General features: G+C 45.4%; 9 protein-coding genes. 7 read left to right on the top strand and 2 right to left on the bottom strand.

Going from position 1 to position 10,996, the window contains the following annotated elements; all coding sequences use genetic code 11:
* Positions 1-113: 113 nt before the first annotated feature.
* Positions 114-608: an outer membrane beta-barrel protein gene (locus tag L3V35_RS08700; RefSeq protein ID WP_114633312.1), complete on the top strand. Its 495-nt coding sequence runs from the start codon at positions 114-116 to the stop codon at positions 606-608.
* A 150-nt stretch (positions 609-758) separates the two neighbouring features.
* Here L3V35_RS08700 and L3V35_RS08695 read toward each other — a convergent pair whose 3' ends face one another.
* Together L3V35_RS08695 and L3V35_RS08690 are read right to left on the bottom strand one after the other, a co-directional pair.
* Positions 759-1,544 carry a hypothetical protein gene (locus L3V35_RS08695; protein ID WP_237299915.1) on the bottom strand — a complete coding sequence of 262 codons (786 nt, stop codon included), beginning with the start codon at positions 1,542-1,544 and terminating at the stop codon, positions 759-761.
* Positions 1,465-2,280, bottom strand: coding sequence for a hypothetical protein (locus L3V35_RS08690; RefSeq protein ID WP_114633314.1), 816 nt, complete (start codon positions 2,278-2,280; stop codon positions 1,465-1,467). The genes L3V35_RS08695 and L3V35_RS08690 overlap by 80 nt, the downstream gene beginning before the upstream one ends.
* A 554-nt stretch (positions 2,281-2,834) precedes the next feature.
* On the opposite strand from L3V35_RS08690, the gene L3V35_RS08685 reads away from it, so the two are divergent.
* The 6 genes from L3V35_RS08685 (at position 2,835) to pheS (ending at position 10,993) form a co-directional block, all read left to right on the top strand.
* Entirely contained in the window at positions 2,835-3,620 is a 786-nt protein-coding gene (locus tag L3V35_RS08685; RefSeq protein WP_017074568.1) for a TetR/AcrR family transcriptional regulator, read from the top strand.
* A gap of 120 nt (positions 3,621-3,740) precedes the next feature.
* Positions 3,741-6,248, top strand: coding sequence for an MMPL family transporter (locus L3V35_RS08680; RefSeq protein WP_237299373.1), 2,508 nt, complete (start codon positions 3,741-3,743; stop codon positions 6,246-6,248).
* Positions 6,249-6,343: 95 nt separating this feature from the next.
* A complete protein-coding gene (locus L3V35_RS08675) occupies positions 6,344-7,099 on the top strand; it encodes an outer membrane lipoprotein-sorting protein (RefSeq protein ID WP_237299914.1) in 756 nt (251 codons plus the stop codon).
* Positions 7,100-7,108: 9 nt separating this feature from the next.
* Positions 7,109-8,341: a hypothetical protein gene (locus L3V35_RS08670; protein WP_237299372.1), complete on the top strand. Its 1,233-nt coding sequence runs from the start codon at positions 7,109-7,111 to the stop codon at positions 8,339-8,341.
* A 202-nt stretch (positions 8,342-8,543) separates the two neighbouring features.
* Entirely contained in the window at positions 8,544-9,653 is a 1,110-nt protein-coding gene (locus L3V35_RS08665; protein WP_237299370.1) for a GGDEF domain-containing protein, read from the top strand.
* A gap of 356 nt (positions 9,654-10,009) precedes the next feature.
* On the top strand, positions 10,010-10,993 hold the full coding sequence (gene pheS, locus L3V35_RS08660) for a phenylalanine--tRNA ligase subunit alpha (RefSeq protein ID WP_004734764.1): 984 nt from the start codon (positions 10,010-10,012) through the stop codon (positions 10,991-10,993).
* The last annotated feature ends 3 nt before the right edge of the window (positions 10,994-10,996 follow it).

Here is a 10,996-nt window from a genome sequence, read left to right as displayed (position 1 = left end):
TAGGTATAAATCTTGCTTATTGCATTACTAATTGAATAGTTATTACATACAGGGCGACTTGGTGGCAATTTATTACCACTCAAGGCCTGCCACTAGGACGAAAAAGGTCGAATATGAAAAAAACGTTATTAGCACTAGTATTGCTAGGTGCATCTTCAACAGCAATGGCTGATTCATGGTTATACGGTGGTGTTATGGGTGGTCAAAACTCATTTGCTGGTGAAGATGAAACGGCGATGGGCATCCACGTAGGTACAGGTATCCTTCCACTAATCGGTGTTGAAGCGGGTTACTGGGATCTTGGTTCTTTCGACAACGTTAGCTACGGTAACCGTGCTAAACAAGGTGTTGACGTAAGTACTGCTTACCTAGCGATCAAGCCAAGTATCGACTTCGGTCCTCTTCACGTATATGCGAAGGGTGGTCTTCACTCTTACGAAGTGAAAGGCGATAGCTTCAAACAAGACGACGTTGATATCATGTACGGTGTAGGCGCAGAATACTTCATCTTTGGTCCACTATCTGTCGGCGCTAGCTACCAAAACTTCAAAATGAAAGATGACGACTCTGGCGTATTTACGCTAAACGCAACTATCCACCTACTGTAATTAATCAGTAAGGCGATCGTAAATAACGGTCGGATAGTCGTTAAAGAGTTCGTAAGAATTCATAAAAAATGCCAGCTTGATAGCTGGCATTTTTGTATCTGTAGAATAGTAATGTCGCTGACTTAAGCGGTATAAGTTAAGCGAGGAGCGCTATTTCTTACTGTTTAGAATCTTCTGAATTCTTGGGTTCATCGCTTTGCCGTGTTGGCTTTCATACTCTTCGCGTTTCAAGTCGTTTAGGTTCTTCACTGAGTTAGCGGCAAGCAGGAACTGCGGCAATTCTGTTTCCAGCATACCTTTCTCATCTAAACGCTTTGCTTCCAAGTAGTATTTCTTAAACAGGCCATCGAGCTTGTTTTCAGCCGTACGCTTTAAGTCGTACAGTTTGTTTTGGATTAACCACTTCTCAATCTTGTTCACAGCAGTGCGCGACAATACACGAATACGGCTATCAAGCAGCTCTTCTTCAGTCAAAGAATCTTTAAGGATCCAAAGCTCACCCATTTGCGGCGGCCAACTGTTTCCAAGTTGAATACGCTCATGGCAGTGCATTAGTACGCGGTTAAGGCCGTCTGAGTCAACAGAGTGGGCAAACTCAAGAAACTTACCGCTCGGTTCACTACCGTATTGGTATTCCCACTGAGTTTCGTACACGCTCAAGAAAGAACCGAACACATGGATACACCAATCGGTTAGCTCAAGATCTGCTGGATCTTGATCAACAACAGGCACTTGTTGAGACGTACCAGAGCCCGCAGCGTTTGGTGTCGCTACTTTCACTTCTGTACTTTGTGCTTCAATCACTTCAGGTGCGTTAGGCTGTACTGTAGCGTCGGGAACAACAGGTTGAGCTGGCTCAGAAGGTTGGCTTTTTGCCTTTTTGAATGAGCTGCTGCCTGAAGCGTTCAGATGGGCTAAGCTTTTGTCTATACCCATTTCCTTGAGCTTGTCCTGCATTTCCTGAATATTGAGAGGTCTTCTGCTGTTGTTGTCTTTCATTTTGCTTCTCGTTAACTAGCCAGTACTGCAGCTTGGATTCGATGCGAGATAATGGCATTAATTCATTGGCTTTGGCTTTATACCAGAGGACAAATTTCTTCCATACTAAACTATGGTCACCGGTCAAACCGGAGAATTTAAACGCACGTTCTGCCCATGATGGTATCTCTTCTTCGTTGAGATCATGAGTAGAGACGGTGTTGCTGTTCATTGAGCCTCGACCTTGTGGGCGAGGGGCCTGCTGCATGTGTTGCATTGGTGCCGGAGCAGGCTGAAACTTGGGTGCAGGTGCAGGTGCAGGTGCAGGTGCAGGTGCAGGTGCAGGTGCAGGTGCAGGTGCAGGTGCAGTAGAGTAGACCGGAATACTATTGGTCGGTTGAACCTCAACGTGCGCCGTAGCTTGCTCTTGCTCAATGAGCATTTTGAAAACGTGAATCTCTTTCTTATCTCGATAGTCTACTTTCACCTTATCGAGGAAACCTTGGTCGACTAAACACTTAAGGCAGTCGGCTAAACCAAACGTAGAGAGAGCACAAAGCTGACCTGCCGTTTGCAGGCACACATTGGTGTAACCGAATTCATCAGCACCATCTGCAAGCATCAATAAAACCAGCTTTTCTGCTGGGCTAGAAGTATTCACTTGCCAAGCTAAATAAGAATATTTGGCGCTCAATATCGTGTTCTCAAAAAAGGTAAGTCGTTGTCACTATTGTAAGTCACCCCTTACCGAATTTATAGCAACTTAACAGAAAACGACATTAGTAAGCCAAATATTGACCATAAGGAGAGGTCTGCCCCAAAAAGTAAGCCTACACTCATTCATTCTAGGTCAGAAGGTGGCTAAAGATGGGGTTTACGGCCGTCTTTTTCGGGTCTGATTCTGTACCAAGGCTTAAAATAACGTGGTCTATTAACGTTAAGAATGAGCTTCTAAACTTTCGTGTTGTCTTCATGAAAGCGCCTATCTTCTCTCTCTAGTGACTGTTGATGATTTCTTTATCTACTTATTGACATACTTACCCATACATTCATAAGTTGTATTTAATTTATAAAACACCTTGATATGATCAATATTTGCGCTATTATGACGATAAGTCAGAAATGACGAAGCGTCATAAAATGGTTAACCACATGAATTTACTATTCGTGTTAATATATTGGACAGGAGCGTTTTAAATGCTGATTAAGCTTAGGTAATAGCTAAGCTCAAATACGGACTGAAAAATTATGTTTGGCTTTGGTTGTAAAGGCGATAAACAAAGTATCTTTGGTTGCAAGGCGGTGCTGTCTAAGAAGCAGCAATCCATAGCCGACCGAGAAGTAGAATTGATGTTGTTAGCGAAAGATCTGGTTCGAGAACAAGGGTTCGGAAACCTGACGATGGATAGGCTAACGGCGGCAAGCTCTTATTCTAAAGGTACGATATACAATCACTTTTGCAGCAAAGAAGACGTGGTTTTAGCGTTATGTATTCATTCTCTTAAGTCTGAGGCACTGTTGTTTGCTCGTTCTGGAGAGTTTGAAGGCAACTCACGCGAAAAGATTGTCGCATTGCACGTTGCGTACCGAGTTTATGCTCGTATGGAACCGGTATTATCAACTTGCGCGATTATGGCGAAAAGCCCATGGGTACTAGAGAAAGCCTCCAGTGCACGCGTGGCCGAGATGAATCAATTAGAAGAAATCGTTATCGAACAAGCGGATCTGCTCGTCAATCAAGCAGTAGAAGCCGGTGACCTAAAGTTCTCTTCTGGCGTGGGTTCAGATGCCATCGTATTCGCCAACTGGTCAATCGCATTTGGTTCAAATGCTTTGTCTCAGAATGCTTCAAACAGTCATTGTATCAAGCGGTTACAAGACCCGTATTCAGTATTACATAACGCGAACATGATTTTAGACGGCCTCAACTGGCAGCCCCTTTCGAGTGATTGGGATTACCGTAAAACCTGGCGCCGTGTAGAACAAGAACTGTTCAGTGAAGAAGTCGCTTACTTAGAGTCAGTAGGTCGATAAGCTTCAACTAAGCCCACCTATGTGGGTTTATTAATAACCATTAGTGACGATTCGTCATAAACTTAAGTTTAGCCTAGTGTGGTTTTGGTTTTCTTGAGTATATGACTAAGAATTGTGTTTTTGTCAGCTTCGGCTGGCTTTTTAAGACACAACTATGACGAATCGTCACAAATGGAGACTGTGATGGAACATGACAGCCAGAAGCCAGCTTTCGATCACCAAAATCGAGATAACCGTAATGTCGATAGCGTAAACGGGGATCTAAATAACAGTTGGCACTCAATACCGACCAAGCGTTCGTTTATCGTTCTGCTGGTGGTTTTTTCAATCATCATGCTCTCTGCATTAGGGGCGAAGAACCTCTATTTTAGAGGGGACTACAATATCTTCTTCGAAGGCACCAACAAACAGTTGATGGCGTTCGATGAAATCCAAACCACCTTTGCGAAAACTGACAACCTCGCGATTGTCGTCGCACCAGAAGGCGGCAATGTCTTCACCCCAGAAACCCTCACCTTAATTCAAAACCTCACGGTCGATGCCTGGCAGATCCCGTACTCAAGCCGTGTCGATTCGCTCGCCAATTATCAGAATACCGAAGCCGTTGAAGACGACTTGTTAGTGGAAGATTTGCTGTACGAAGAATACGAGCACACACCAGAGCGGATCGCTAAAGTAAAACAGATCGCGCTCAACGAACCACTGCTTAAGAATGCACTGGTATCGGCTTCTGGTGACGTGACCATTGTTAACGTGACGGTGCAATTGCCCGAAGTGGACAAAACGGCGGAAGTGCAAGAAGTCATTGCGGCCATCAACGCCATGATTGACCGCTACGAGGCACAATATCCTAATGTCGAATTCCACAAGGCGGGCATCATTGCCATGAATAACGCCTTTATGACCTCGGCTCAAGAAGACAGCTCCACACTGGTGCCGTTAATGCTGTTAGTGGTGTTGGTGTTCTTAACCTTTATGCTGCGCTCGTTCTTTAGCGTGCTTGCTACCTTAGTTGTGATTATCTCTTCGATTGTCGCGACCATGGGTTTATCTGGTTGGGCAGGGATGTTCCTCAGCACCGCAACGGTTAACGTGCCAACCTTGGTTTTAACCCTTGCTGTTGCCGATTGTGTTCACGTGATTGTGACCATGAAACAAGCGATGCAACGCGGGATGGAGAAAGCACAAGCCATTCAATACAGTATCAAGCTTAATGCGATGCCGATCTTAATTACTTCTGTCACCACCGCGATTGGTTTCTTGATGATGAATATGTCGGACTCTCCCGTATTACGAGACTTCGGGAACTTGTCGGCATTGGGCGTGATCATCGCGTGCTTCCTCTCTGTGACCATGCTTCCTGCGCTGTTAAAGCTCTTGCCAGTTAAGACTTTACCAGCCAATGAAGCAGCGGAAAGCAAAGTCACATTCATGGATAAGCTCGGTGATTTTGTCGTTGCTAACCGCAAAGCGTTATTGCCTATTTCTACTCTAGTTATCGTTGGCGCTGCCGCGTTAATTCCATTGAACAGAGTAAATGATGAATCGGTGAAGTATTTCGATACCTCAAGCGAGTTCAGACAAGCGGCGGACTTCATGGAAGAGACCGTGAGCGGCATGACCACCATCAGCATCGCGGTCAAAACTAACGAGTCTCAAGCAATTGCCGATCCTGTGTTCTTGCAAGCGATTGGTGACTTTACCGATTGGCTACGCGTACAACCAGAAACCGATCATGTGGCCACGCTCTCCGATGTCTACATGCGTTTGAACAAGAACATGCATGGCGACGATGAAAGCTACTACCAATTGCCGCTTAACCGTGAACTTGCCGCGCAATATCTGCTGCTTTATGAGATGTCATTGCCGTACGGCTTGGACTTAAACAACCAAATCAACGTCGATAAATCATCGATCAAAATGGTGCTGACGGTGGACAACCTGGGCAGTGTGGAATTAGTGGAACTCGAAGAGCGCATCTACTCATGGTTTGCCGCTAATGCGCCGCAATATGAAGTCGTAGCATCTAGCCCGTCATTGATGTTTGCTCACATCGGTGAAACCAATATGGCGAGCATGCTATCGACTCTGCCTATCACCTTAGTGCTTATCTCTGGCTTGATGATCTTTGCATTACGCTCAGTTCGCTTGGGCATTATCAGCCTAGTGCCAAACATTGCCCCGGCGATTATTGGTTTCGGTTTGTGGGCGCTTATCTCCGGTGAAATCAACCTAGGTTTATCGGTCGTGGTCACGCTCACACTGGGTATCGTTGTCGATGATGCAGTGCATTTCTTAAGTAAATACCAACGAGCACGATTAGAAGGGAAATCAGCAGAGGAAGCCGTTCGTTACGCCTTCCACACCGTTGGTCGCGCACTGTGGATCACCACTGTCGTGTTAGTGGCTGGTTTCTCTGTACTAGCGATGTCGAGCTTCAGACTCAACTCAGACATGGGTTTACTCAGTGCGATTGTGATTTTCATTGCGCTGGTGGTCGATTTCATTTTGCTACCTAGCTTACTGATGATCTTCGACAAGCAGACTCATTACGAACCAAAGTCATCCGCTAAAGCTCAACCCAGCCCGTCTAACCCAACTGGCGAACTGACTACTTCAACCAAATAAGGAATCGTCAGCCTGCTGCGGTGGGCTGACTCAAGGAGATCATTATGAAAAGCTTTAAACACTCTATTACAAAGAAAACACTAATAACGTCATTGATGACTATTGGCGCGTTCGTGGCTTTCCCTGCGTTAGCCGATCCTGCGAAAGGCTTAGAGATCGCCGAACAGCGTAAAGCCGTCGATATAGGGTGGGGCGATTCTGTTGCGACCATGGAAATGCTACTTCGCAACAAACAAGGCGAAAGCAGCTCGCGCCTAATGCGATTGAAGTCGTTAGAGGTTGATGACGACGGCGATAAAGGGTTGACCATTTTTGATGAGCCTCGTGACGTAAAAGGCACGGCTTTTTTGAATCACTCACACATAGCGAAATCAGATGATCAATGGCTGTATCTACCAGCATTGAAACGAGTAAAACGCATCTCTTCACGTAACAAATCGGGCCCGTTTATGGGAAGTGAATTTGCTTACGAAGACTTGAGCTCGTTCGAGCTAGGAAAGTACACCTTCAACTACATTGAAGACGCCGAAATCGAAGGCGTGGATACCTTTGTCTTAGAGCAAGTTCCGACCGACAAAAACTCTGGCTACACCATGCAGAAAGTATGGCTAGACCAACAATATTACCGCCCCGTTCAAGTGGAGTTTTACGACCGTAAAGGCGCATTGCTAAAAACCCTGACGTTCCAAGACTACAAACAATACCTAAACCAATACTGGCGCGCGCACACCATGTCGATGCAAAACCACCAAACAGGTAAGAGTACCGTATTAACCACGACAGATTTAGCGTTCCAGACCGGTCTTAAGGACAAGGATTTTCAAAAAAACACACTTAAACGTGCAAAGTAAGGCAAGAATATGAAAAGGATTGTGTTAACAGGAACGCAGTTATCTTTAACCTTGGCGGCGACCGTTGGGCTTATGCAGGTGTCGTTGCCATGTGTTGCGGCAGGTTTTAGCTCTGAGTTCGTAGAACAGGTCACCCCAGAACTTGCAGGGCAGGTTAACCTTGAACACAGGAAGTTCTTTAGTGACGGCTTACAAGGGCAAGATAAAGGGCAAAGCTCACTGGTGTTGCAACCGGAGTTTTACTGGGAACAACAAGAGGGCAACGGCAGCTTTACCTTCACGCCATTTTATCGCCTAGACAGCGAAGATGATGAGAGAACCCATGGCGACGTTCGTGAAGCTTTGTATCTTACCTACTGGGATGATTACGAACTGCGAGCGGGTGTCGGTAAGGTGTTCTGGGGTGTAACCGAATCAGCGCACTTAGTGGATGTGGTAAATCAAACCGATGCTATTGAATCGGTCGATGGTGAATCCAAATTGGGTCAGCCTATGGTGCACTTCACGTCGATCAAAGACTGGGGAACGATTGATGCCATGTTATTGCCGTATTTTCGTGAGCGTACCTTTGCAGGGGAAGACGGTCGATTAAGGCCGACTGTACCTGTATCGGACGATGCACTTTACGAATCCTCGAGAGAAGAAAAGCACGTTGATGTAGCACTGCGCTATAGCCAAATGTACGGCGATTGGGATGTTGGTTTAAGCTACCTAGGTGGTACAAACCGCGACCCTTATTACCGTGTAGAAGGCAATGAACTTAAGCCGTATTACGCGCAAATGCAGCACTTCGGATTGGATGTGCAAGGCATTATTGGTGATTGGTTATGGAAGCTGGAAAGCATTTATCGCGATAGTTACGATAACCACACAGGTGTCGCGACAGGCTTTGAATACACTTGGGTTGGGGCGCTTGAATCATACTGGGATATCGGTTTCATTGCCGAATACTTGTATGACAGCCGAGGCAATAATGCCCAAACCATCGGTCAAAACGATGTGTTCCTTGGTGCGCGTTTCGCCTTGAACGATGAAGACGGCACCGAAGTGCTTACAGGCATCACTCAAGACTTGGACAACAGCGATGTCTACAGTGCCAAGTTGGAAGCCTCAAGCCGCATCAATAACAACCTCAAGTGGCGACTGAACGCTTGGTTGTTTGAGAACGAAACCCCAGAAGACTTGTTGTTCTTCGCTCGAAAGGATGATTTTGTTGAGGTAGCGTTGGAATATTATTTCTAATGTTGGTTTGGTGGGGCGCTCTTGTTAAAGGGGGCGTCTCAGATTTAAGACGCGCTATATTTAGAATGTTCAATGTCATCTTTTTATAAAATAGAGCAAATAATCGAATAGCCCCACAGGTAAGATGGTTATATTTTTCGAACCTCTATAACCTCCGAATATGCATGTAAGTTGTGCTGGTGGTATCGGCCCTAAGGGATTTATGAATTCATTTAATTGGGATAAAAACTTTGAAACAGGCATTGGTGTCGTAGACGAACAACATCAATACCTTGTTGGTTTTATCAATCACTACGGAAACCTGTTGTCAGAGAATACGATCTCTATAGACGGCATGAATGTCGCTTTACTCGATCTCACACGCTATGCCGAATTTCACTTTAAAGAAGAAGAATCTTTGATGAGAGATTGCGGACTCTATGACTTACACATTGAAGAACACATCAAAGTGCATCGTGTGTTTATGCAAGATATCTACAGCATGCAAGCTTTCATCTTGGAAGAAGATCAGGCGTCAGCACGTCACCTACTGGATTTCCTCATTCATTGGCTTGCTTATCACATCCTCGGCATCGACCAAAACATGGCGCGACAAATAGCCGCGATAGAAGAGGGCGCAACACCCCTCCAAGCCTTTGAAGCAGAAGAAAAGCAGCAAGACTCGTCAACCATCCCTTTATTAGCCGCGCTTAAAGGCTTATTTGAGCAGGTCTCTGAACGCAACAAACAGTTGTTACGCTTCAATCAGTTACTCGAAGACAAAGTCGAGGAACGTACGGCAGAGTTAAAACAAGCGAATAAGAAACTTGAAGAACTCTCCTTAACAGACTCACTCACTAATTTGCCTAACCGCCGCTGCGCTTTTAAACAGTTAGCCGTGCATTGGCAAGACTCCAAAGAATTTGGCGTGCCTTTGGTATGCATTATGATTGATGCCGACCACTTCAAGCGCATTAATGACACCAGTGGCCATGATGCAGGTGATTTGGTGCTAAAAACTCTCTCGCGCGAACTGAAAAACACATTCCGCAACGATGATATTGTGTGCCGATTAGGGGGCGATGAATTCTTGGTGATTTGCCCTGATACCGATCTTAAAGGGGGTATGCACATCGCAGAAACGACTCGCCAGAAAGTGTCTGAATTAGAGGTCGAGACCGGCAACCAAGCTTGGATTGGCAGCATTAGTGTCGGTGTGGCTGAAATGACCCAAGAATTCGAAACCATGAATGAATTGATTAAAGCGGCTGATGAGTCCGTTTATTTAGCGAAAAACGCGGGGAAGAACAGCGTTTGTTCGATTCAGATTTAGATCTCGATTTACTTAAGATTTAGAACCATAGCTCTCGTCAGTTTTAGCGCTCAGGCCACTTTAGTTTTTGAGCTCTACTCGCTTAAAACCTCGAACCAAGCAACTTCAAATTGAGAGCCTTGCTCACTTTATTTTTTGAGCGCGATTCGCTTCCAAATTAAGGAGTGGTACCAGTAATTGTTCCACTTCTTCCTACTCCTCATTAATATCCTGTTAAATTTGCCGTGTTTTTAGTCAATAACTTGCTCTTTTAGCGATTCAATTTGGCATTGGTAGCGTGTTTGATTACTATGTGTAGCTATCTAAAAAAACTAATCATCCGATACGGACACTACCAACTGGTAGATGAGGAAATGATGCAACATCTAGAAGAGATCATTGCTAATGCAACGACTGCTATTGATACAGCAGATTCGTTAGTCGCACTTGATGAAGTGCGAGTTCAGTATTTAGGTAAGAAGGGTGAATTAACTCTTCAACTACAAAGCCTAGGTAAACTTCCACCTGAAGAGCGTCGCACTGCTGGTCAAGAGATCAACAAAGCGAAAGGTGCTGTTCAACAAGCGATCGCAGCTCGCAAAGACGCACTTCAACGTGCAGAGCTTGAAGCGAAACTAGCTGAAGAAACTATCGATGTGAGCCTACCAGGTCGTCGCATTGAGAACGGTGGTCTTCATCCAGTTACACGCACAGTTGAGCGTATCGAACAGTTCTTTGGTGAGCTTGGCTTTAGCACTGAGTCTGGCCCTGAGATCGAAGATGCATTCCACAACTTTGATGCACTAAACATCGCAGACGATCACCCAGCTCGTACTGATCACGATACTTTCTTCTTCAACCCTGATCTAATGCTACGTACGCACACTTCTGGTGTTCAAATCCGTACGATGGAAAACGGCAAACCGCCTTTCCGCTTCATTGCTCCGGGTCGTGTTTACCGTAACGACTACGATCAAACTCACACGCCAATGTTCCACCAAGTGGAAGGTATGTTAGTTGATGAGAACGTAAACTTCGCACAACTTAAAGGCATTCTTAACGATTTCCTTTGTAACTTCTTTGAAGAAGAAGTTGAAGTGCGTTTCCGTCCTTCATTCTTCCCGTTCACAGAGCCTTCAGCTGAAGTTGACGTGAAACGTAAAGATGGCAAATGGCTAGAAGTTCTAGGCTGTGGCATGGTTCACCCTAACGTACTTCGCTCTGTTGGCATCGACCCTGAGAAATACTCTGGTTTTGCATTCGGTATGGGTGTAGAGCGTCTAACGATGCTTCGTTACGGCGTAAATGACCTTCGTGCGTTCTTCGAGAACGACCTTCGTTTCCTTAAACAATTCAAGTAATCC

The sequence above is a fragment of the Vibrio sp. L5-1 genome, from assembly GCF_021728315.1.
Taxonomy (GTDB): Bacteria; Pseudomonadota; Gammaproteobacteria; order Enterobacterales; family Vibrionaceae; genus Vibrio; species Vibrio splendidus_K.
This window is presented reverse-complemented; position numbering and strand designations above follow the sequence as displayed.